At 67.3% G+C, this 23,029-nt stretch carries 15 protein-coding genes; 6 read left to right on the forward strand and 9 right to left on the reverse strand.

The features are described 5' to 3' along the window. Positions 1–698 precede the first annotated feature (698 nt). Positions 699–1,226, forward strand: a complete 528-nt coding sequence (locus KLK06_RS12185; protein ID WP_214635456.1) for a hypothetical protein — start codon at positions 699–701, stop codon at positions 1,224–1,226. Positions 1,227–2,255: 1,029 nt separating this feature from the next. Here the strand turns inward: KLK06_RS12185 and KLK06_RS63035 are convergent. Continuing rightward, positions 2,256–2,324 carry a hypothetical protein gene (locus KLK06_RS63035; RefSeq protein ID WP_214635538.1) on the reverse strand — a complete coding sequence of 23 codons (69 nt, stop codon included), beginning with the start codon at positions 2,322–2,324 and terminating at the stop codon, positions 2,256–2,258. A gap of 434 nt (positions 2,325–2,758) precedes the next feature. Next, on the reverse strand, positions 2,759–3,130 hold the full coding sequence (locus KLK06_RS12195) for a hypothetical protein (RefSeq protein WP_214635457.1): 372 nt from the start codon (positions 3,128–3,130) through the stop codon (positions 2,759–2,761). Between the two features lie 829 nt (positions 3,131–3,959). Between KLK06_RS12195 and KLK06_RS12200 the strand changes: the two genes are divergently transcribed. Further along, positions 3,960–5,429, forward strand: a complete 1,470-nt coding sequence (locus KLK06_RS12200; protein WP_308168208.1) for a S1 family peptidase — start codon at positions 3,960–3,962, stop codon at positions 5,427–5,429. 87 nt (positions 5,430–5,516) lie between these two features. On the opposite strand, the gene KLK06_RS12205 is transcribed toward KLK06_RS12200, so the two are convergent. After that, positions 5,517–7,202: a SulP family inorganic anion transporter gene (locus tag KLK06_RS12205; protein WP_214635459.1), complete on the reverse strand. Its 1,686-nt coding sequence runs from the start codon at positions 7,200–7,202 to the stop codon at positions 5,517–5,519. A gap of 143 nt (positions 7,203–7,345) precedes the next feature. On the opposite strand from KLK06_RS12205, the gene KLK06_RS12210 reads away from it, so the two are divergent. Next, a complete protein-coding gene (locus tag KLK06_RS12210; RefSeq protein ID WP_214635460.1) occupies positions 7,346–9,085 on the forward strand; it encodes a hypothetical protein in 1,740 nt (579 codons plus the stop codon). Positions 9,086–9,112: 27 nt separating this feature from the next. On the opposite strand, the gene KLK06_RS59780 is transcribed toward KLK06_RS12210, so the two are convergent. The 5 genes from KLK06_RS59780 to KLK06_RS12230 all read right to left on the reverse strand — a co-directional run bounded on the left by KLK06_RS59780 (position 9,113) and on the right by KLK06_RS12230 (position 15,433). Then, positions 9,113–9,970, reverse strand: a complete 858-nt coding sequence (locus tag KLK06_RS59780) for an ATP-binding cassette domain-containing protein (RefSeq protein WP_308168209.1) — start codon at positions 9,968–9,970, stop codon at positions 9,113–9,115. Beyond that, on the reverse strand, positions 9,963–11,714 hold the full coding sequence (locus tag KLK06_RS12215; RefSeq protein ID WP_250905185.1) for a dipeptide/oligopeptide/nickel ABC transporter permease/ATP-binding protein: 1,752 nt from the start codon (positions 11,712–11,714) through the stop codon (positions 9,963–9,965). Before KLK06_RS12215 ends, KLK06_RS59780 begins: the two co-directional genes overlap by 8 nt. After that, positions 11,711–12,649, reverse strand: a complete 939-nt coding sequence (locus KLK06_RS12220) for an ABC transporter permease (RefSeq protein WP_308168210.1) — start codon at positions 12,647–12,649, stop codon at positions 11,711–11,713. The genes KLK06_RS12215 and KLK06_RS12220 overlap by 4 nt, the downstream gene beginning before the upstream one ends. Before the next feature lie 16 nt (positions 12,650–12,665). Then, complete coding sequence (locus KLK06_RS12225; protein WP_214635461.1) at positions 12,666–14,213, reverse strand: ABC transporter substrate-binding protein; 1,548 nt, start codon at positions 14,211–14,213, stop codon at positions 12,666–12,668. 77 nt (positions 14,214–14,290) lie between these two features. Further along, positions 14,291–15,433, reverse strand: coding sequence for a serine hydrolase domain-containing protein (locus KLK06_RS12230; protein WP_214635462.1), 1,143 nt, complete (start codon positions 15,431–15,433; stop codon positions 14,291–14,293). 131 nt (positions 15,434–15,564) lie between these two features. Here KLK06_RS12230 and KLK06_RS12235 point away from each other — a divergent pair, with 131 nt between their 5' ends. After that, the gene (locus KLK06_RS12235; RefSeq protein ID WP_214635463.1) at positions 15,565–18,105 is read left to right on the forward strand and encodes a glycoside hydrolase family 3 N-terminal domain-containing protein; all 2,541 of its coding nucleotides are present in this window, start codon (positions 15,565–15,567) and stop codon (positions 18,103–18,105) included. Beyond that, positions 18,102–19,868 (forward strand): DUF5605 domain-containing protein, encoded by a 1,767-nt coding sequence (locus tag KLK06_RS12240; protein WP_214635464.1) that lies wholly within the window; start codon positions 18,102–18,104, stop codon positions 19,866–19,868. Before KLK06_RS12235 ends, KLK06_RS12240 begins: the two co-directional genes overlap by 4 nt. A gap of 55 nt (positions 19,869–19,923) precedes the next feature. Here the strand turns inward: KLK06_RS12240 and KLK06_RS12245 are convergent, their stop codons facing one another. Beyond that, the gene (locus KLK06_RS12245) at positions 19,924–21,663 is read right to left on the reverse strand and encodes a VanW family protein (RefSeq protein ID WP_214635465.1); all 1,740 of its coding nucleotides are present in this window, start codon (positions 21,661–21,663) and stop codon (positions 19,924–19,926) included. Between the two features lie 380 nt (positions 21,664–22,043). Between KLK06_RS12245 and KLK06_RS12250 the strand changes: the two genes are divergently transcribed. Beyond that, on the forward strand, positions 22,044–23,027 hold the full coding sequence (locus tag KLK06_RS12250; protein WP_214635466.1) for a carbohydrate ABC transporter permease: 984 nt from the start codon (positions 22,044–22,046) through the stop codon (positions 23,025–23,027). The last annotated feature ends 2 nt before the right edge of the window (positions 23,028–23,029 follow it).

The raw sequence follows: 23,029 nt of genomic DNA on the forward strand, positions 1-23,029 counted from the left end.
ACCTCTAATTCGCGCAATCAGGACGACTTGCCGCGAATATCGATATGACAAACCTTCGGCCGCAATTTTCAGGTGGGGTTGGACCAAGAACTCCGCGACGCCGGGTCGAGAGTCGGGCCAGGCGAAAAAAGCTTACTAAATGGCATCCTCATCCTGGCAAAGGGGCGCGTATTGGAGTGCTTTCTTCCAGCCCTTGAGAACAGAATGAAGAGTGGCTACATTGATGAAACGAACCCTGCTGGGCGGCGCGCTCACCGGGGTCGTTCTCGTTTACTCACCTGCTGCGGCAGGTGCCGAGGCAAAGACCCCCTGGTCGCCAGGCCAGACGGTCACCGACTATACGACGAGCAGTACATATTCTCGAGCAGCGGTGCGGACCCCATCCGCGGCTGCTCGTGAATGCATTCCCGTTTACTGCCTGCCGCCGAGCATTCAATTGATTGCGCCGCCGGTCCACGTCGAGCCCGGCACGATCCCGCTGTGCGCATGGCTTCACGTGCCCCAATCGCTCTGCAAGGTGCCGCCGGGTCCTGCGGGCCCGCCGGGACCCGCGGGTCCGCCCGGCCCAGCAGGACCCGCGGGTCCCCAGGGACCACCTGGGCTAGACGGCCTCCCCGGCCCGGCAGGCCCCGCCGGTCCTGAGGGCCCTCCCGGTCTTCGGGGTCCCGCCGGTCCCGCTGGTCCTCCCGGTCCTGAGGGTGCTCCGGGTCTTCCGGGTCCTGAGGGTCCCGCCGGTCCTGCCGGTCCTCCCGGTCCTGAGGGTGCTCCGGGTCTTCCGGGTCTTCCGGGTCCTGAGGGTCCTGCCGGTCCTGCTGGTCCTGCCGGTCCTGAGGGTGCTCCGGGCCTTCCGGGTCCTGAGGGTCCTGCCGGTCCTGCCGGTCCTGCCGGTCCTGAGGGTGCTCCGGGCCTTCCGGGTCCTGAGGGTCCTGCCGGTCCTGCCGGTCCTGCCGGTCCTGAGGGTGCTCCGGGTCTTCCGGGTCCTGCCGGTCCTGCCGGTCCTGAGGGTGCTCCGGGTCTTCCGGGTCTTCCGGGTCCTGAGGGTCCTGCCGGTCCCGCTGGTCCTCCCGGTCCTGAGGGTCCTCAGGGTCCTCCCGGTTCGTCGGGGATCCCCACCGTCACCAGTCAGATCCCCGTTCTCACGGCGTATCCGTGTACAGGAGCGGTGGGGGTCGGGTTGGTCTACCCCGTTTGCAGCGATTGATCGCTCTCGGTGGCTGACAAGGTAGATGACTGAAGAGGTGTGTGCCGCAGACGGCACACACCTCTTCAGTTTCGGTGGGACGCATTCCGACTGGTGACCAGCGGGAGTGGCGGCCTCGGACACCAGGTGCTCAATCTGCTCGGCAGTCCGGCCCGCACGGGCAACGCTGTTGTTCGCGGCCATCACTGCTTTCGACCCTCGACCCTGGACTCGTGATCACGAGGGATCACGTGATGGCCATTCCCCATCCATGAAGCCACCCGGCTGCGGACTGAGCCTCTTTCACTCCCATGACGGCGGACTGCTGGTCACAGCGTGATCGTGAGTGGGGCGTTCGCCTGACAACGCGGAGAAACCCCTGGTAGGAGAGTTGATCCCCACGATCATGGCCGTCACACCCAGAGGCTTCGGATGCTGTTCTATGGTGCTGTCGTCGATTTCCGCGCTCAACGCTGAACGGCGTGGCCGGGCTGATCCAAAGGCGTGCCAAGTGATCGGGCGCCCGCGGTGATCACTCCGGACAAGGGCAACGACAAGCCCAAGTCGCAGAAGAACTGCAGCGCCGAGTAACGCGGGCGCACCCGCCTGGTCGCATGATGACCATGGCGGCGTGTTGCTGTCAGGGTCGTCCGCCTAGAAGCTCGATCACCCGGTCCCATTGGCCGGCGCCGCGTGTGGCGAATAGCCGAGACCCATAGGCGGTGCCCGTCAGGCGGGAGAAACACACTCAGACCGAGGCGTCAGTATCTGTCGATCCGCTCCAACGAGCGCCTGGTCAATGCCGGCGCAGTCACCTCGGTGGGCAGCCGGGACGAACCCTATGAGATGAGTCGGCGGCGGGAATCTCACCCGCCGCCGCTCTCGGAACCGTGCGTAACAGTCTCCCGTTACACGGCTGCCGTTGTTGAACCAGCAGGCAATGCTCCATGCCGCCACTGGACGAAGGTGCCAGGATAGGCCGAGGCGATCTCGGCGAGCTTCTGGCGTACCTCACGAGGAGCCCGACGGCATCCTTTGAACTTCCTCTGGCCCGCTTCGCCAGAAATGGGTTGATCTACTGCTCCAAGAAACGTATCAACCTGGACATGTAGTAGCGCCCGTAGTAGTTGATCCATCCCGCCACGACGAGGTTTCCTTGTGGCGGTTTCCTGGAAACTCACCGCGGGAAAGAGACTCGACTTGATTCTCCCGCCCCATAGTCGAGCGGGTCTGCTTGTCCGGACGCAGGTTCAGGCCGAACTGCCGCACTTGGCCTTCACCCGCCGTGCCCGCGACTCCGGTCCGTTTCTCTCCATGGGGTCGATCGGCGATTACTTCGCGATCACCGAGTCGCTCTGGGGTCGGATGCAGACCAAGCTGCTCCACCGCCCTCCAGATGTGCACCCCGATCGAGTACGAGATGCTCTACCCGCACACCCGTCTGGCATAAGAGTCAAACAAGCCGACTCCATGGAACTCGGGGCACATCAGGGTCTTCACCGGGCCCCGGTCCGGTGCAAGGCGGCGCTGCCACGAGTTGGGCCCGCGAGAGCGCCGCCTATCTTCCTGCTAGGCAGGTCAGAGGCCGAGACCAAGCCCCACACCGACGCCCACGCCCAGGCCCAGGCCGTGGCCGCCGCCGCTGCCGGCTCCGTAGCCGACGCCGTAGCCGGCCCCGTAACCCGCGCCGGACCCGTAGCCCGCTCCGTAGCCGGCTCCGTAGCCGTAGCCCGTGCCGGTTCCGTAGCCGTAGCCGTAGACGGTGGGGCAGACGGGGCGGACGACGGGGACCAGCGTCGGGACGACCGCCACGCCACAGGTGCAGCAGTCGGCCTGAACGGAGGCCGTGGCGCGCTTTGCGTGCCCTGACGTCTCGGCGGAGGCTGCGGCGGCAGGGGCGATGAAGGCAATGCCGATGCATGCCGTAGTGACCAGAAGGCGGCGAATCATGTCTGAATTCTCCCTGTAGTAAATCGCCGCAACAGCCCGTCCGTGCGCGGACTGCGTTGAACAGCGATTACCGAATGTGACCGCTCAGAGAGTACCCAATGGCTGAACAGGTATAAGGGTCGATGACGGTCAGATAACGGCAATGGTTGAGGCCTTAGGATCAAATAAAGATCGGTACAATGCAAAGCCTGCCCGATGGCATACATTTGGTTTCTATCGGCTATTTCCATAAAGTTTGCAGGTCAGTGCCATCGCTGCGGCTCTGTGCGACCCGGGGATGCCTCGCCGAATAATCTCGTATCCCTGAGAGTCGGCCAGTCCTTTGTTTGCCGACATGGTCAGTCAGGTCTGAATTACCGGTAATGTCGTGAATTGCGGACTATCATGCTCGTTTGGCCTCGCCGAGGGGACCGCTCGACTCCTTTGAGGGGGTCGAGTCATGGAGTGAGCCGCGATGAAGGCCACCGCCGAGTGCCGGCTCGGGTGGGCCAGCGGTTGACGGGGTTTCTGTCTTCCACAGAGCTGACCAGCCCGATCTCAGGTCCGTGACTCGGATCGAAGGGGTGCAGGCCTGTTGTCCGTATACGGCCCAAATAAACCGCCAGAGACAGTACGGCAAAGCGCGAACTGCCCGGTTGATTGTGCTCGCAATTGCTTCCTGGCGTGGCGTGGGGCTTGTTCAGCCCTGGTGGGCGTGAGCTGGTTTATGGTGGCGTTGCCCGGATCGCGTGATCATTGAGTGGTGCGTGGCGATCTCCCCCCCTTGATGGGAAATCGAGGTAGAGGAGAGATCATGGCGCGCAGACGTACCGCCGTCTTGGGATGTGTTTTGGCAGTCAGCGTCCTTACCCTGACGGACGCTCCGGCCGTCGCCCAGCCCGAGACCGCGGGTGCCGCGGTCAATGCGGGCGTCCGGAAACCACCGCCGGGCATGGTCGAGGCACTTCAGCGTGACCTTGGTCTCAGCGCCGCACAGGTCCAAGCCCGGCTGCTCAACGAGATCCGACTGACACCGATCGCGACCCAACTCCGCCGCAGGCTCGGTAGCCGATTCGGCGGTTCCTGGCTCTCGGGAACCATTGCCCAGACCCTCGTGGTCGGCACCGCCCGGGCCTCCGACATCCCCCAGATCCTCGCCGCGGGCGCTCGGCCAGAGGTCGTCTCCCGGTCGCTGGCCGAGCTCCATGTGATCAAGGACAAGCTTGACGCCGCGCTGCCCGCCCATCCCCCTAACGTGGGCAGTGTGCGCTATGTCGACGTGCGCAACAACATCGTCACGGTCTTGTCCGAAGACCCCATGAAGACCGAGGACATCATCAAGGGCATCGGTGTGGACACGTCCGCGGTGAGGGTGCTGGCGTCCGGTGAGCGGCCTCGGCCCCTGTACGACCTGGTGGGTGGCGACCCCTACTACATCGGCACCTCGGCCCGCTGCTCGATTGGCTTCTCGGTCGTCAAAGGCACCCAGCGCGGGTTCGTCAGCGCCGGTCACTGCGGTAAGGCGGGCAACACCACCACCGGCTTCAACCGGGTCGCCCAGGGCACCTTCCAGGCGTCGACCTTCCCCGGCAGTGACTTCTCCTGGATCGGCGTCAACAGCAACTGGACGCCCAAGCCATCGGTGAACAACGGCAGCGGCGGCGTGGTCAGCGTCGCGGGGTCCAGGGAAGCCATCGAGGGTTCCTCGGTCTGCCGGTCCGGCTCCACCACCGACTGGCACTGCGGCACCATTCAGCAGCGCAACGCCAGCGTCACCTACCCCCAGGGCAACATCTTCGAGCTCACCCGGACCAACGTCTGCGCCGAGCCCGGTGACTCCGGCGGCTCCTTCATCTCCGTCGACCAGGCCCAGGGAGTCACCTCCGGCGGTTCCGGTGACTGTGATTCGGGCGGCACCACCTACTTCCAGCCGATCAACGAGATCCTCATAACCTACGGCCTGAGCCTGGTGACCACCGCGGGCAACCCTCCGCCGCCGACCACGGGCACTTGCACCGGCTTCCCGCACACCGTCACCGGCACCCTGGCCAGTGGTGGGTCCGCCTACCAGCCGAACAACCTCTACTACTACTCGGGCGTGAGCGGGGTGCACTCGGCCTGCCTGGACGGTCCCGACGGCACCGACTTCGACCTCTACCTGCAAAAGTGGAACGGTCGGGGCTGGGTCACCGTCGCCGCCGCCGAAGGACCGAACCCTGACGAGAAGATCACCTACACCGGCACGTACGGCTACTACCGCTACCGAGTGAACTCCTCCAGTGGTTCCGGCCCCTACCTTCTGGGTTACAAGGCGCCGTAGCGTTCCACGCTGCTCGCTCGCCTTCTCATCGAAGGGCGTCTAAATAGCGCGATAAGGACTGCTAAAAACAGCCGACCGCGGCTGAGCTCACTCCTCGCCCCTGACCGCAGGAGGCCCGTCCCCTGGGCGAGTTGACTGCTGCTCAAAGGCGGCCACCGCGGTCGGCAGCGTCGGAAACAGGTGCTCAGGACCGATCGCGGCAGTAAGCCCGTAGGCATCGAGTGAGGTGCGCAGGTCCTGCTTGACCCTGGCCATCGCGAACACGAGGCCCCGGCGGACCAGTTCGGCGCGCAACGCCTCGACGGCGTCCAAGGCGGTGACATCCACCTCGACGTTGGCCTCGACGTTGAGCACGAACCACGAGACCTCGCCCTCATGCTGGTCGACGGCGGCCAGAGCGCGGCGCCGGAAGTCCTGGGCGTTGGCGAAGAAGAGCGGGGAATCGTAGCGGTAGACGATCAGGCCGGGCACCATGCGCGCCTCGGGATAGTCGTCGACGTCGTGCATGCCGGCCAGCCCCGGCACGAGGCCCAGGATCGCGTCGTGGGGGCGGGCCACGCGGGCCAGCATTTCGGCCACGGACAAGGCGACCGCGAGCAGCACCCCGTACAGGATGTCGAAGACCAGCACCCCGGCGAACGCGCCGAGAGCGAGCAGCAGTTCGCTGCGCCTGAAGGCGGCCAGCCTGCGGAACTCTGCCAGGTCGATCAGCCGGAAAGCCGCGTAGACCACGATGGCGCCGAGCGCGGCGGCGGGGAAGTGGGTGAGCAACGGGCCGGCGAACAACAGCACCGCGACCACTCCCACCAGGGCCACCAGGGAGTAAAGCTGGGTGCGGCCGCCCGCCGCGTCGCCGAGCGCGGTACGGCTGCCGCTGCTGCTCACCGGGAACCCACGCAGAACCCCGGCGCCCACGTTGGCCACGCCGAAGGCGAGCAGCTCCCGGTTGGCGTTGATCTCCTGGTTGTGCCTGGCGGAGAAGGAACGCGCGGTGAGCATGTTGTCGCTGTAGCCCACCAGGAGCACGCCGAGGGCGGGCAGCGCCAGATCGCTGAGCGCGCCGAGGGCCGGCATGGCCGGGATCGGCAACCCGGAGGGGATCGTGCCGACCACCTTGATCCCGTAGCGCTCCAGTCCGAAGACCGTGACGCAGCCGGTGGCCAGCAGCACGGCGAGGAGGGGCGCGGGCGCCCGTGGCCAGCGCCACTGCAGCAGGAAGAGGAAGGCCAGGACGGTCCCGGCCAGCAGCAGCGTCCACGGATGCAGCTTTGGCAACCCGCCGGCGAAGGAGACCAGTTGGTCACGGAAGGTGTCGCCGGACACCGAGGTCCTGGTGAGCTTGCCGAGCTGACTGACGATCATGATGACCGCCACGCCGGCCAGGTAGCCGACCAGGATGGGCTTGGACAGCAGGTCGGCGACGAACCCCAGCCGCAGCAACCAGCAGACCAGCGCGAGCAGCCCGACGACGACGGCCAGACCGGCCGCGAGCGCTGCGTATCTGCCCGGATCACCCCCGGCCAGCGGGCCGATGGCGGCGGCCGTCATGAGCGCGGTCGTCGACTCGGGGCCGATCGACAGCTGCCGGGAGGAGCCGAGGAGCGCGTACAGCGCCAGCGGGGCCAGGCTGGCCCACAGCCCGGCCACGGGAGGCAGCCCGGCGACCGTGGCGTACGCCATGACCTGGGGGACCAGGTAAGCGGCCACGGTGAGCCCGGCCAGCAGATCACCGCGCAGCCATTCGCGCTGATATCCGGGCAGAAGTGAGGTCACGTTCTGCTTTGTACCGCACACCGAGGCCCTTAAGGCTCAGGGTGGTCGGGCGGAGAGCACCTGATGTTAGCGGCGGCCCGGCGGCGGATGATGCGTGCAGCAATGCCACCCGTTTCGTTCCCTCCGAACAGGAAGGCAGGCTCATGCACCCACCGCGCCGGTTATCGCGGTTCGGCCTGATCGGAGTCGTGGCCGCACTCGCCACGACCATGTTGAGCGGCGTTCCGGCCAGCGCAGGACCGCCGACCGTCCGGCCGACAACGCCGCCGACCGTACCGACGCTCACGCCTGTCCCTCCGCCCACCATCCCGCCGACCGTGCAGCCGACGCCGGTGCCGCTCATCTGGGCGGGCTTCGGCGACAGTTACACGAGCGGTGAAGGCGCGAGCCGGAACCACGTCTACAAGGGAAAGCCGAACGGCGACGAGGACTGGCGGCACCAGAGCGGGCTCGCGCCGTTCCTTCTGGCGTTCGACTACCTGAAGGTGAACCGCTACCAGCTCGGCGACTACACGGTCTTCCCCACCGAGATCCCCACCACGTGGGGCAACGACCGGATGATCTTCAACGCGTCGTCCGGGGCCGAGACCATACACCTCACCCAGCCGCAGACCGAGTGCAAGAAGTGCACCGCCATCAGGAACGCGCCCCAGCTCCAGGGCGTCCCCTCCAACACCAACCTCGTCTACTTCGGGCTCGGCGGCAACGACGCCGGCTTCGGGTCGCTGATGTCCACCGCGTTCGACGTGTACTTCTGGCGGTGGACCAGGGCGAACTGGGTCGCCCGGCAGATCCGCGCCGTTCAGATGGAGGTCAACCGGCTGATCCAGAAGATGCCGCAGGTCTCGGCGAACGTCGAACAGGGCCTGGTGGAGGTGAACAAGGCCGCGAACCAGGCGGACATCATCGTCGCGCTCTACCCGCTGGCCATCAAACAGTCCGGCAACTCTGACACCACGCAGATCTCCGGCGCGGCGCTGGACCTGATGTATCCGTTCGCCGTCGAGGTGAACAAGGCGATCAAGGACGCGGTCGACCGGTTCCGTGTCAGGTTCCCGAACGTCAAGGTGCACGTGTTCGACCCGAACACGGCGGGGCCGAACAACACCAGCGTGGTGGCCGGTCACGAGCTCGGCCAGCCGGACTCGTACTTCAACGGGGTGCGCTACCGGGGCAGCATCTTCGCGCAGTTCCGGTTCTTCTCGGCGTACCAGGAGAGCTTCCACCCCAACGAGCCGGGCGCCGTGGTGCTCGGACAGGCGCTGGCGACCTGGATGACCAACGAGTTCCCCGCCTGGTTCCCGAACGGGCCCGATTTCAACCGCGTCCATGTGGACGCGCAGGCCTCCGCCGAGGACCCGGACGCCGACCAGCAGTTCGAGGAATGGGCGCTGGCTCATCCGGATGAGGTGTGCGAGGAGACCGACATCGACAGCATCTGCCACTTCATCAACACAGATGGTGAGATAACCATCCCGATCGAGGTGGTCCTCAATCCGGTCCCGCTCCAGCCGATCCCCGGAGCGCCCGCGGTCGGCGGCCCAGGGGGCGGCGGCCCCGGCGGCGGCCCGTCACCGTCGACCTGGATTCCGGCCACCTACAGCAGCGCGCCGTCCGGCCTCCCGCCGAGCGGCATCCCGTTCGACAACACCCCCACATCGGACCCCTGCGAGATCAAGACCGCGGAGCCGGGGTTGCAGGTGACCGTGACGGTCACGACCTCCACGCTGAGCGGCGGTGGTCTGAGCAACCCCATCGATCTCACCTGGGTCCAGTTCATGCGGACCCAGAAATCCGACCCCTGCCAGAAGAAGGAGAAGATCGACCCGAAGGACATCCAGCAGATGATCGACGACTGGCTGTCCACGGGTGACAGCGACTGATCGGCACCGACCACGCCACACTCAGGATCAAAGCCCCGCCTGCTCGTCCTGCTCGGCCTGCTGGGCGAGCAGGCGGTGGCGGTTGGCTCGGTTGGCCTCCTGCCGGATCGGATCCGGGATGGGCGCCGCGAGCAGGAGGCGCTGCGTGTACGGATGCTCGGGGCGTGACGTCACGACATCCCCGTCCCCGTCCTCGACCAGCTCCCCTCGATACATCACCGCCACCCGATGGCTGATGTAGCGCACGACGCCCAGGTCGTGCGAGACGAACAAGTAGGCCACGCCGAGCGACTCCTGCAGCTCGATCAACAGATCGAGCACGGTCGCCTGGGTCGACAGATCCAGTGCCGACACGGGCTCGTCACAGACGACGAGCTTCGGCCGCAGTGCGAGTGCCCGGGCGATCGCGACTCGCTGGCGCTGGCCGCCGCTGAACTCCCGCGCATAGCGGTCCACGGCGTCCTTCGGCAGTTGAACCTTGTCGAGGAGTTCGCGTACCTGCGCCTTGGCGGCCTGACGCTTGACGCCCGTGATCCAGAGTGGCTCGGTGAGGATGTCGCCGACCGTCATGCTCGGGTTGAGCGAGGTGTAGGGATCCTGGAAGACCACCTGCAGCTCGCGCGCGAGCCCGCGACGCTCACGGCGCGAGGCATGCCCGATCTCCCGGTCCTCGAACCGAATCGAGCCGCCGGTCACCGGGGCGAGGCCGAGAATGGCGCGCCCGAGTGTGGTCTTGCCCGAGCCCGACTCGCCGACCAGACCGACGGTCTCGCCGGCCTTCACGTTGATCGAGACCCCGTGAAGGGCACGGAACGGTTGCGCGCGGAAACCCTTCGACGGGTACTCGACAATGAGGTCTCGCACCTCAAGCAGCGATTCAGGCACGACCGTCCCCCGTAGCCTTCACGCGGGCGAGCCGAGCGGGCCGCCCGTCGAGCATCGAGCCGAGCAGCGACCGGGTGTAGTCGTGCTGCGGCGTGTCGAAGATCGCCTCAGCGGGCCCGTCCTCGACGATCTCGCCCTGCCTCATCACGAGGACGCGATCGCAGATGTCGGCCACGACACCGAAGTCGTGCGTCACGAACAGCACGCCAAGACCCTTCTCCTGCTGCAGGTCACGGAGCAGGTCGAGGATGTCGGCCTGCACCGTGACGTCGAGTGCCGTGGTCGGCTCGTCGGCGATGAGCAGCTCGGGATCGCAGGACACGGCACCGGCGATGAGGACCCGTTGCGCCATACCGCCGGAGATCTCGTGCGGGAAGGCGCGGTACGTACGCGCCGGGTCCGGGATGCCCACCCGGGCGAGCAGGTCGAGCACGCGGTCACGAGCCGCCGCGCGGGAGAGGCCGAGGTGCACCCGGACGACTTCGCTCAGCTGGTTGCCGATCCGGAACGACGGGTCGAGGTTGCTCAACGGCTCCTGCGGGATGTAGCCGATCCGGTGCCCACGCACGGTGCGCAGGAACGAGGCCGAGCGACCGAGAAGTGGCTCGCCGGCGAGCGCGATCGCCCCGGAGGTGACCTGGCCGCCGGTCGGCAGCAGGTCGAGCACCGAGAGCGCGACCTGGGTCTTGCCCGATCCGGACTCGCCGACGAGGCCGACGACCTCGCCGTGCGCGACATCGAGCGAGACTCCGTGTACGACCTCGACGGAGCCGCCGCTGTAGGCGACACGCAGATCGCGGACCGAGAGCAGCGCGTCCGACGGGACCGCCCCGTTCCCGGCCGGAGGAGCTTTGACGCTACGGCGGCGGACCGGCTTCGCGGCGCCGGCCTGCAGGGCATCCCGCAGGCTGCTCGCGACCAGCGCGAGGGCGGCCGAGGTCAGGAAGAGGGCGAGACCCGGCCAGAACAGCATCTGCGGAGCCTGGAAGATGTTGAGGAAGCCCTCGTTGAGCATGGAGCCCCAGCTAGCGGTCTGAGGGTCGCCGAAGCCGAGGAACTCCAGTCCAGCCTGGATGTTGATGCAGATCGCCAGCACCATCGCGCTGTGCATGATGAGCGGCCCTCGCACGACGCGAAGCATGTGCCGGGCGATGATCCTGGTGTCGCTCAGGCCGGACACCAGGGCGGCGTCGATGTAGAGCTCGTTGCGTACCCCGCTCACCGTGGCACGCACCAGGCGGTAGGCGCCGGGCGCGAGAATGACGCCGAAGATGACCATCGACGTCCAGATGGAGGGGCCGAACACCGTGCGCAGCGCCAGCAGGACGATGATCGCGGGCAGCGCCTGGAGCAGGTTGGACGCCCACGAGCTGACCGAGTCGAAGGTCCGGCCGTAATAGCCGGCGATGAGCCCCGCGGGCAGACCGATGACGAGCGAGGCGAGCAGGGCGATGGTCGCGCCGAGCAGGCTGACCTGGGCGCCGTACAGAAGCCGGGAGAGCAGGTCGCGGCCGGCGCTGTCGCCGCCGAGCGGGTGCGCGGCGGAGATCGGGGCGAAGATGTCGTCGAGCGACGACCGGGCCGGGTCCTGCGGGGCGAGCACGGCCGCCAGCACGGTCGCGAGCACGATGAGCAGCAGGGCCACCAGCGAGATGACTCCGAGCGGGTCGTGCACCACCTTGCTGATGACGCCGCGCCGTGCCGGCACCGCTGTCGGGGCCGGGATCGGGACGAGCTGACTCATGAAAGACGCACCTTCGGGTTGAGCAGGCCGATGGCGAGGTCGACCACGAGGTTGACCAGTACGACGATGGTGGTCATCACCAGGACCACGCCCATGATGACCGGGACGTCGCCGTTGACCGCCGCGTTCGTGGCGGCCAGGCCGAGGCCGGGGAGCGCGAAGATGCGCTCGACGAAGACGGCACCGCTGAGCGTGCCGATGAAGGTGAGCGCGACGACCGTCAGCGCCGGCGCGCTCGCGTTGCGCAGGACGTGCGCGACGACCCGCCAGGACGGCAGGCCGCGCGCGCGGAGCGTCCGCACGTAATCCTGTTCGAGGACGTCGATCACGGAACCGCGCACCTGCTGCGCCACGCCGGCGACCGCGCCGACCATGAGCGCGACGATGGGCAGGGTGATCGAGGCCAGCCACTGGCCGGGCGAGGCGGTGAAGGCGACGAATCCCGTCGCGGGAAACAGCCGCAGTTGCAGCGCGAGGTTCGACACGAGCAGCAGCGCGAGCCAGAACCCCGGCACCGCGAAGCCGACGATCGCGAGCACCTGAAGCGCGATGTCGAGGGCGCCCCGGCGGAGCGCGGCGGCGATGCCCAGGGCGAAGGCCAGCAGCGTCGAGACCAGGATCGAGCCGATCACGACGGTGAGGGTGACGGTGGCCCGGCTGGCGAGCAGGGAGCCTATGGGCTCCGCCGTGAACCAGGAGCGGCCGAGGTCCCCCACGAAGAGCTGCCCGACATAGTCGACGAACTGGACGTACAGCGGCCGGTTGACACCAAGCTCGGCCGACTTGGCGGCGACCTGCTCGGGCGTCGCGCTCTCACCCAGGATCTGCCGCGCGGCGTTGGCCGCGTTGCCGAACATGAGCAGGAACGTGAGGGAGGGGACTACCAGGAGCACTGACAGACCCGCGCCGATTCTCTTCGTGAGGAACGCCAACACCTTGACTGCCTGCTTCCTACTTGCCGGCGGGCGCGTAGTTGTAGATCGACGGGATGTTCTGGCTCTTCTGCAGCGTCACGTTGACGGGGCCGGCCACGAAGTACTGCTCCTCGATGAACAGCCAGGGATCGAACCAGACGTTGTCGATGAGGAACTTGTTGATCTCACCGATGATCTTGGCGTGGTCCTTCTCGGCCGCGGCCGGGTAGGACTGGATCAGCCGGGACAACTTGGGGTCGGTCGTGTGCAGCGGATTCCAGGTGGCCTTCTCGACGAGGTAGTTGTTGATCACGATCCAGTCGGTCGGGCCCGCGCCGAAGACGGCGGGGGACATCGCGTACTTACCGCTCTGCAGGCCCGCGAGATACTGCGGGATCGTGCCGAGGTTCTCGAATTTGACGCGGATGCCGAGGGCGCCGAGGCTGTTCTTGAAGTTCTCCATCGCGGCGGGCGTGGTGTTCGCGTTGATCGGCAGGGTCAGCTCGAAGCCGTTGGCGTAACCCGCCTCCGCCATGAGCTTCTTCGCGCCGGCGACGTCGTAGGCGTACGCGTTGTTGAGCGCTTCGTCGTATCCGGGGGAGGACTGCCGGAAGATCTGCGTGTCGGGCACGCCGGTGTCCGCCATCAGGGCTTTGCGGATCTGCGGCACGTTGAACGACATGGCTATCGCGCGGCGAACCCGCTTGTCCCCGAGGGCCGGGACGATCGAACCGGCGCGGTCGAAGAAGATCGTGCCCATCCACGAGATGCTGTCGTTCGGAGTCAGATGTTTGATGCCCGCGGCCGTGGCGGCCTTGCGGTTGTCGGCGCCGGAGAGGTTGGCGGCGTCCACCTGACGGCTCTGGAGCGCGTTCACCAGCGACACTTCGTCGGGGAAGATCTTGAACACGACCTTGGCGAACTTCTGCAGCTCCGGGTTCCAGTACTCCTTACGTGCGGTGAAGGTGTAGGTCGAGCCCTGCACCGTCGCGGCGGTGTCGAGAACGTACGGGCCCGAGCCGACCGGGGTCGTGGCGAGGCTCTGCGGGTTCTTGAGCGCGGCCGGGCTGGACATGCGGCCGGCCGCGTCCGAGAGGTTGTAGAGGATGTCGGGATCGGGCTCGGTGTAGGTCAGCGTGACGGTGTCCGGGTCGACGACCTTGACCGAATCGAGGAGGGCGAGCTCACGCGAGAGCGGACCGGTGCCGTCGTGGAAGTGTTCGAGGTTCGCCTTCGCCGCCTCGGCGTCGAAGGGAGTGCCGTCACTGAAGGTGATCTTGGGGCGCAGGTTGAGCGTGATCGACTTGTTGTCCTCGGACAGCTTCCAGTCGGTCGCCAGCATGGGGGCGAAGGTGCCGTCCGGCTTGCGCAGGATGAGGGAGTCGTAGGCGGCCTGGGCATAGGGGACGAAGTTGGCGTCGCCGACCCCGGCGGGGTCGAACGTCTGCGGTGCGACGGTGCTGCCGAGGGTCAGTGTGCTGGTGGCGGCGCCGCTGGGGTTCTGCGGCGCGCTGCCCGAGCAGGCGCCGACACCCATGGTGACGCCGACAGCGAGGGCGGCTGCGACGACGGTGCGGATGTGCATGAATACTCCCTTGTATGCCACTTCAGTCCGTGGCGCGGTGGCGACGGCGTGGCGGGTCTTGCTAAGCACCTGAGCGGTCAGGCTTGACGGACGATCGACCGCATCGCCTGGGCGATGTGGAGTGCCCGGGCGTCGCAGCCGCCGGGCGGTGGCATGCGGCGGACGGTGTACCCGAAGCTGATCCCGGTTTCCGGATCGTGGAAGCCGAGCGCGCCGCCCATGCCGTCGTGGCCGAAAGCCCGGAATCCGCCGAAGACGAGCCCTGGGACGGGCTTCTGGAAGACGATGCCGTAGCGCCGCTCGATCCCGATCACCTCGTCGATGCCGGCCACCTGAGGTTGGGCCAGTTGGTCGATGGTGTCGGCGGAGAGCAGGGGCGCGCTGGTCAGGCCCACGGTGCTCTCCGCGAAGAGGGCCGCGATGCCGCGCGCGGACACGGTCGCGCCGGCGGCCGGCATGCCGATGGCGCGGTCGCGCCGGGCCTGGCGACGACGCTCGTCTTCGTCCGCGGAGGGCGCGCCGCCCGCCATCACGTAGAGGCCGAGCTGGCCGGGCGTGCGGGGAAAGGGCGGGGCGGCGGAGCCGGTGACCGGGCGCATCGGCAGCAGGTCGAGAGCGCGCGGTTCGAGCTCCTCGGGAAGCCCTAGATAGAAGTCGAGGCCACGCGGCCCGCGGATCTCCTGCTCGTAGAACTCGGCGAGGGTCCGCCCGGTGATGCGGCGCACGATCTCGGAGCCGAGGATGCCGATGGTCACGGCGTGGTAGCCGAAGGCCGAGCCGGGATGCCAGATCGGGCGCTGCGCGGCGAGCAGTTCGGCACCGCGTACGGTGTCGGCGAGCTCGTCACGGGTCAGCCGGGGCGCGGTCTGCGGCAGGCCGGCCTGGTGGGAGAGCAGTTGGCGGACGGTGATCGCGGCTTTGCCGGCGGCGGCGAACTCGGGCCAGTAGCGCGCCACCGGGGCGTCGAGGTCGAGCTGCCCGCGTTCGAGGAGGAGGCCGATGCTCATGGCGATCGTGTTCTTCGACACGGAGTAGGGGATGAGCAGGCTCTCCCGGGTGATCTCGGGGCCGATCGCGATGTCGAGCACGAGCTCCGTGCCCGCGTAGGCGGCGATCTGGATGTCGTCGTCGCCGAACTCCCCGCGCTCGGCGATCCCGTCGATGAGCGGGCGGAACGGGACGGCGACGTATCCGTCGAAGCTCGTCGTGGGGACGGTCATGCGATGGCTCCCTACGTTCTCACAGTGGCGTGTGAGCACCAGTTATGGGAGATTAAACACTGACCGGTGGTAGGTATGTCAATGATGCCGTACGCCGGACCTGCGCTTGATCAAGGAAGCTGGAGTCGCACATGCCATCCACACCGCCGGCAGCCGCCGCTGACACGCTGACCGTGCGGAACGGCCCGCGCTTCAGAGATCTGAACGGCAACGGCGTGATGGAGCCCTACGAGGACCCGCGACTCTCCACTGCCGAGCGGGTCGCCGACCTCATGACCCGCCTCTCGCTCGCCGAGAAGGTCGGCCTCATGTTCCACACCCAGGTGGTCGCGACCGCCGACGGCCAGGTCTCGAACGCGCCGATTCGACCGGGCCGCGTGGGCGCCGCCGACCTCGTCGGCGGCAAGCTCATCACGCACCTCAACGTGACCGAAATGCCCGGCCCGCGGGAAATGGCGCGCTGGCAGAACGCGGTACAGGAGCTCGCCGCACGGAACCCGCACGGCATCCCGGTCACCCTCTCGACCGACCCGCGACACGGTTTCGGGCACAACGCGGCCGCGTCCTTCGCGGCGACCGACCTCTCCGCCTGGCCCGACCAGATCGGCTTGGCCGCGATCGGCGACGCCGACCTCGTCCGCCGATTCGGCGACGTCGCCCGACGCGAGTACCTCGCTCTTGGCATCCGGGCGGCGCTGCACCCCTCCGTCGACCTCGCGACCGAGCCGCGCTGGGCCCGCCAGTACACGACCTTCGGCCAGGACGGCGAACTCGCCGCCCGCCTCGTCGTCGCGTACCTGGAGGGTTTTCAGGGTGCGACCCTCGGCTCCGACAGCGTCGCCTGCATCACCAAGCACTTTCCCGGCGGCGGGCCGCAGCGCGACGGTGAGGACCCCCACTTTCCTTACGGGCGCGAGCAGATATACCCGGGCGGCCGCTTCGAGGAGCACCTCGCGCCCTTCCGCGCGGCGATCGCCGCCGGCACCGCCGGCCTCATGCCGTACTACGGGATGCCGATGGGCCTCGAGCTGGAAGGCGAGCCGATCGAGGAGATCGGCTTCGGCTTCAACAGGCAGATCATCACCGGCCTGCTGCGCGAGCGTCTCGGCTACGACGGCGTGGTGTGCAGTGACTGGGGACCCGTCACCGATGCGCTGTCGCCCGACGGGAGCCGCGGCCTGCCCGCGCGGGCCTGGGGCGCCGAAGAGCTCACGCCGCGCGAGCGCGTACGCCGCCTCGTGGCGGCGGGTTGTGACCAGCTCGGCGGCGAGGAGTGCGTCGACATCCTCATCGACCTCGTCGAAAACGGCGACATTCCCGAGTCGCGGATCGACGAGTCCGCGCGCCGGCTGCTCGCGGTGAAGTTCGATCTCGGGCTGTTCGACGATCCGTTCGTCTCCGAGGACGAGGCCGTCGCCGTCGTCGGCGCGCCCCAGTTCGTCGCCGAGGGGCTGGCCGCCCAGGCCCGCGCGATGGTCGCGCTCACCCCGCTCGACGCATTGCCGCTGCGGCCCGGGCGACTCTACCTCGACGGTCTCGACCCGGCGGCTGTGGCGGGGGCCGCCGAGATCGTCGACGACCCGCGCGACGCCGACCTGGTCGTGGTCCGGATCGCGGCGCCGTGGGAGGCCCGCGACACGTACATGCTGGAAAGCGGCTTTCACGCGGGCAGCCTCGAGTTCGCCGAGGCCGACATCGCCCGGATCCTCGGCCTCGTGGCGGTGGCGCCGACAGCTCTCGTGGTGGGCCTGGATCGACCCGCGATCCTCACCCCGTTTCTCGACACCGGGATCACGTTGCTGGCCGAGTTCGGCGCCACCGACCGCGCGGCGCTCGACGTCGTCCTCGGCATGGCGGAGCCGGAGGGACGGCTGCCGTTCGACCTGCCACGCTCGATGGCCGCGGTCGAGTCGAGCCTTTCCGACGTACCCGGAGACACCGCCGACGCATTGTTCCGTGCCGGATACGCTGCCAGCAGAGCTGAGATGAAGGGAACACCGTTGCCCGACAGGGAATCCCCCATACCCTCGCGCCCCGGCCCCTATGACAGCCCGGGCCCTTATGAGAAGGGCCGGGCGAAGCGCCGGGAGATTCTCGACACCACGCTCGAACTGATCGCCGCGAACGGCTACGGCAACATGAGCCTGCAGCAGATCGCCGACGCGGTGAACATCACCAAGGCAGGGCTGCTCCACCACTTCGGCTCGAAGGAGAACCTCCTGACCGAGGTGCTCCGTCGCCGCGACGAACGCGACACCGCCTCCTTCACGAACAGCGCCGCCGTCGAACCGCGCATCACCCGCATCGTCCGGCACAACAGCGAGGTGCCCGGCCTCGTGGAGCTGTACTCGGCGCTGATCCAGGAAGGAGTCGACGCGGAGCACCCCGCGCACGACTACTTCCGGGAGCGCTTCCGCCGGGTCGCCGGAAACGTGGTCGCCGACATCAGACACGCCGCTGACGTGGGCGAGCTGCGGCCCGGGCTGGACGTCGAGATGCTGTCCCGCATCATGATCGCGGTCGCGGACGGTCTCCAGCAGCAGTGGCAGTACGACCGCTCGATCGACATGGCAGCGCATCTCGACTACCTGTGGTCGTTGCTCGGCACCGCACCGGCTCATGACATCGAGGATCCGGACAACGGGACCGTCTGCCCGGGCGGTACGGCATGAGCGACCGGAGCTTCGGGCCGCACAGTCTGCTCGCCGACGTTCTGGACCACGCCGAGGCCCGCGGCATCGTCCAGCGCGCGTTGCCCGGGGTCGTGAACTCGCCGCTGCTGGTACAGCTACGCCGACGCGCCCTCGGCGACATCACGGCCGCCGGTCCGCACGCCCGGCTCGCCCCCGCGCAGCTCGATGGCCTGTGGCGTGAGCTCGCCGCCCTCGATTCCGGCGACCCTGGCGTACGCTCCGATCCGCCGGCGATCACGCCGGATGCCCATTATGAGCAGGCCGGTACGCCTCGCGCCTCGGCCGAAGTGGTGTCCGCGCCCGCCGCGGGCGAAGTATGGGCGACCTGGGAGCTCGTACTCGCCGGACCGAGCCATGGCAATCCGTTCGTCGACGTCGAGTTGTCCGCACGCGCGACCGCTCCCGACGGCTCGACACGTCGGCTCGGCGGCTTCTACGACGGCGACGGGATCTGGCGCGTCCGGCTGCTGCCCGACCAGGCCGGACGCTGGGTCGTCACGACGGAAGCGACCACGCCCTCCCTCGACGGCGTCACCGTCGAGCTCACGGCGGCGGCCGGTGCCGGGCGAGGGCCGGTTCGGGTGGCAGACCGTTTTCACTTCTCGTACGCGGACGGCACTCGCCATCTGCCGCTCGGCACGACCGCGTACGCCTGGACCCACCAGAGCGAAGCGCTGCAGGAACAGACCTTGCGTACGCTTGCCGACTCGCCGTTCACCAAGATCCGAATGGGGACCTTCCCCAAGTCGTATCTCTTCAATGCCAACGAGCCGCCGCTCTATCCGTTCGAGCGGAACAGCGATGGTGCGTGGGACTTCACTCGCGTCAACCCCGCCTACTTCCGCGCTTTCGAGCGCCGGATCACGGATCTCGCCGCGATCGGCGTCGAAGCCGATGTCATCCTGTTTCACGCCTACGACCGCTGGGGCTTCTCGGACATGGGCACCGCCGCGGACGACCGCTACCTCCGGTACGTCGTACGGCGATTGTCGGCGTTGCCGAATGTCTGGTGGTCGCTCGCGAACGAATACGACCTGCTGTTCTCGAAGAGCGTCGATGACTGGGAGCGGCTGGCCGCGATCGTGGTCGAGGAGGACCCGGTCGGGCACCTGCTCTCGATCCACAACTGCTTCGGCTTCTACGACTACGGCCGGCCGTGGATCACCCACGCGAGTGTGCAGCGCATCGACGTGTACCGCACTGCCGAGAACACCGACCAGTGGCGTGCGCAGTGGGGCAAACCCATCGTCATCGATGAGTGCGCCTACGAAGGCGACATCGACCAAGGATGGGGCAACATCACGGGTGATGAGATGACCCGGCGGTTCTGGGAAGGCGCGGTGCGCGGCGGCTACGTGGGGCATGGGGAGACCTACCTCAACGAGCGCGAAGAGCTGTGGTGGTCCAAAGGCGGCGAACTCACCGGCTCCAGCCCGGATCGGATCGCCTTCCTCAAACAGATCATCGAGGAATCACCGACCGGTGTGCTCGACCCGCTGCCCAGCGACTGGGACACCCCCTGGGGCGGCGTGGCGGCGCGCTACCTGATCGCCTACTTCGGCTTCAACCGGCCGTCCTACCGCGACGTCACGCTGGAGCCCGGCACGGTCTGGACGGTCGACGTGATCGACACGTGGAACATGACCGTCGAAAGGCTGCCCGGCACATACTCGGGCAGCTTCCGGGTTCCGCTGCCGGCGCGCCAGTACATGGCCATCCGGCTCGTCGCGGCCGACGGGTAGCGCGCGACGCTGTGGTGCGCCTCTACTATGGCTCGTAGTAATTGCCAGTGGTCTTTCAGGTGCAGGTGAGACGTGGCTCGGGCGCGTAGACCGTGTGGAACTTCTGTTTGCGCTGTACCTTGCCGTCCTGTTTGAAGGTGCGCCAGACGTCGATGGCGAAGCCTTCTACCCCGTCCATCGGGATGCACTTGGGGCCGGACTCGGTGAGGGTGGGGATGGGCTTGACGTCATAGCGGGCAGAGCTCTGCGAGTCGATGTCGAAGCGCTTGGTGCTCCAGAACTGGACGGTGATCGAGGTGCTGGTGTAGGAGGCCTTGATCAGTACGCCGTAGGGGGAGTCGTTGCGCCATCTGAAGTCCGGTTGCGGGAAGGAGACCGTGGACTCCCGACCGGGCGGGTAGCGGGAGATGTAGTACTGGTGCGCCATGTGCTGCACATCCTGGAAACCACCGAAGAACACCGCGTTGAACATGGTGGTGGCGAACTGCGACACCCCGCCGCCGACGTCGTTGACGAACCGGTTGTTCAGGATCATCGGCGCCTCGACGAAGCCGCGTGCCTTGTCCCGCTTTCCGACGATGGTGTTGAGGGAGAACGTCTCGCCGGGTCTGACGACGTAGCCGTCCACGATGTCGGCGATGCGGTGGATGTTGGTCACCCTGGGCGCGCAGCAGGGGTGGCGAGTGGTGAAGGAGCTGACCTTCTCCTTGATGCCGAGCTGCTTGGCCTGGGCGGTGGTCACCCGCGGCTGCGTCTCGGTCACCGGCACCTGCACGCTGCGCTGACCGGCCGCAAGCGCGGCGGAGACAGCCTTGTTGAGCGCCTTGGCGTCGATGCCGCGGCCCAGGCGCGCCGACATGACCTGAGGCTTGCCTTTCACGATCTTGAAAGAGGCGTCCTTCGGACGCTGGCTCGCGGCGACGAGCTGGTTGTCCAGGCCGGCCAGGACGTCCTTCGCGTTGAACGAGGGCATCAGCCCCCCTTGGCCGTCGGCGACGAAGCGCAGCCCCGTGGCCAGTCCCGCTGTGGGCAGTTGCGCTTTCTTGCCACCGTTGACCAGTGTCAACGGGGCGGCCACAGCTGTACGGGCCAGGGCGCCGGCGACACGCTTCACTTCGGCCGCCGAGCCCGCAGGCGGGCTCGTCCGGACCTTCAGCGCCACCGACCCGCGATCATTCAGATAGGCCTCTTGTACGGCTCCCGCCGCGTCGGCGCGATCGAGGGCGCGGCCTGACTTAGGCAAGATCACCTGCGGTTCGAGCCCGCGGTAACGAATGCCCCCCTCGCGGGGCTTGGCGTCGACGCTCCGGGCCAGGTCGGCGAGCTTGGCGGTAAGGCGAGGCTCATCGACCGCGACCCGTGGCCGCAGGTCACGGGTGCCACCGAACAGCGAGCGCGCGATTCCCGTTGGAGTGCTGGCGCCGTTGAGCGCGGCCTCGACCGTGGCCTGGATATCGAAGGTCAGCCCCAGCTCGGACGGCACCAGCCGAACCGTCTTACCTGCCGCCGACAACGCCAGCGGGCGCGCGGCCCGTTCACTCAGCTCTCGCTCCAGCTTCGAGCGTGCGTCGGCCGCCGACATACCGCCGATGTCGACGCCATCGACGCGCGTGCCGCGCGGCACCTGACCGGCAAGCGCGATCGCGGGTACGGAGTAGGCCAGCACCGGGATGGCGACCACGGCCGCCAATATGGCGGCGACCCGGCCCCGCCGAGAGGCCACGGCGCGCCGGCCGCCCGTGACCGGCTGGGCGGCTCTCTCGTTCCGGCGTTCGTGATCGTTTCGTGATTTCATGGTTCGTGGCACATCGTAGGGCCGGGCGGAAGGTTTTGGTGGCGTTCTGGCCACAGTGGCCTCGTTCGTAGCTCGTGCGATTCTCGACGCCGAGGGCCGGCCGTTGTAGACCGTCGGCTGTCTCTCCGAGGACGACTCCAAGCCGCAGGCTGCTGTCCTGGCGAGCCGAACAGTGCAACCGGTTGTAGTCCGTCGAAAATTTTAGCTGGGGACCAGGTTGGCCAGATAGCCCGGTGAGCTGGCAAAACATAGATCACGATATATCGGTAACGTCTATGTAACGCCTGCAAAGGGTTGACGAAACTTTTGGCGCACCTATAGGAAAGCGCTATCCGATCCCGCCGTGCCCAGGCGGCCTGGAATGAGGGACACATGCGTCCATGACCGATTCAATCCCTGTGACCCCGGAACGTGCGCTCGCTCCCCGGCGATCCCACGTCAGCTCGCCGGGAAAGAGGCGCGCCAAGCAAGTGAACGCTCACAGACGGCGTGAGGCGCGTACCGCCTACGTCTTCCTCGCGCCGTGGTTCATCGGTCTGTTCGTGATCACGATTGGCCCGATCCTGGCGTCGCTGTATCTGTCGTTCACCGACTACAACCTGCTGGAGTCGGCCAAGTGGGTGGGGTGGGACAACTACAGCAAGTTGTTCACCGTCGACACGCGGTTCCTGGCCTCGTTGAAGGTGACCACGGTCTATGTGGTCGTGTCGGTGCCGATGCAGCTGGCTTTCGCGCTGGTGCTGGCGCTGGCGCTGGATCGGGGTCTGCGCGGGTTGTCGTTCTACCGGTCGATCTACTATCTGCCGTCGCTGCTGGGCGGCAGTGTGGCGGTCGCCATCTTGTGGCGGAAGATCTTCGGCTCCGACGGCCTGGTCAACGCCGTTTTGAGCGTCTTCGGTGTTCAGGGTGCCGGTTGGGTCTCCGATCCGGACACGGCGCTGGGGACGTTGATCCTGCTGCATGTGTGGACGTTCGGCGCGCCGATGGTGATCTTCCTGGCGGGGTTGCGGCAGATTCCGCAGAGCTACTACGAGGCGGCTCAGGTGGACGGGGCGGGCAGGCTGCGGCAGTTCCGCTCGATCACGTTGCCGCTGCTGACGCCGATCATCTTCTTCAACCTGGTCCTTGAGGTGATCAAGTCGTTCCAGTCGTTCACCCAGTCGTTCATCGTCAGCAGCGGGACGGGTGGTCCGGCCGATTCCACGCTGTTCTACACGCTGTATCTGTACTTGAAGGGCTTCAAGAGTTACGAGATGGGCTACGCGGCCGCCATGGCGTGGGTCCTGCTGCTCATCATCGCCGGGCTCACCGGCGTGAATTTCCTCGCGTCGAAGTATTGGGTCTTCTATGGCGACACGAAGTAAGG

The sequence above is a fragment of the Nonomuraea sp. NEAU-A123 genome, assembly GCF_018603905.1.
Taxonomy (GTDB): domain Bacteria; phylum Actinomycetota; class Actinomycetes; order Streptosporangiales; family Streptosporangiaceae; genus Nonomuraea.

What these genes read in the sequence shown, in the direction of transcription:
- KLK06_RS12235 (WP_214635463.1), top strand. Translation starts at nt 15,565, where the DNA reads ATGCCATCCACACCGCCGGCAGCCGCCGCTGACACGCTGACCGTGCGG.
- KLK06_RS12210 (WP_214635460.1), top strand. Translation starts at nt 7,346, where the DNA reads ATGCACCCACCGCGCCGGTTATCGCGGTTCGGCCTGATCGGAGTCGTG.
- KLK06_RS12240 (WP_214635464.1), top strand. Translation starts at nt 18,102, where the DNA reads ATGAGCGACCGGAGCTTCGGGCCGCACAGTCTGCTCGCCGACGTTCTG.
- KLK06_RS12245 (WP_214635465.1), bottom strand. Translation starts at nt 21,663, where the DNA reads ATGAAATCACGAAACGATCACGAACGCCGGAACGAGAGAGCCGCCCAG.
- KLK06_RS12195 (WP_214635457.1), bottom strand. Translation starts at nt 3,130, where the DNA reads ATGATTCGCCGCCTTCTGGTCACTACGGCATGCATCGGCATTGCCTTC.
- KLK06_RS12230 (WP_214635462.1), bottom strand. Translation starts at nt 15,433, where the DNA reads ATGACCGTCCCCACGACGAGCTTCGACGGATACGTCGCCGTCCCGTTC.
- KLK06_RS12225 (WP_214635461.1), bottom strand. Translation starts at nt 14,213, where the DNA reads ATGCACATCCGCACCGTCGTCGCAGCCGCCCTCGCTGTCGGCGTCACC.
- KLK06_RS12250 (WP_214635466.1), top strand. Translation starts at nt 22,044, where the DNA reads ATGACCGATTCAATCCCTGTGACCCCGGAACGTGCGCTCGCTCCCCGG.
- KLK06_RS12215 (WP_250905185.1), bottom strand. Translation starts at nt 11,714, where the DNA reads ATGAGTCAGCTCGTCCCGATCCCGGCCCCGACAGCGGTGCCGGCACGG.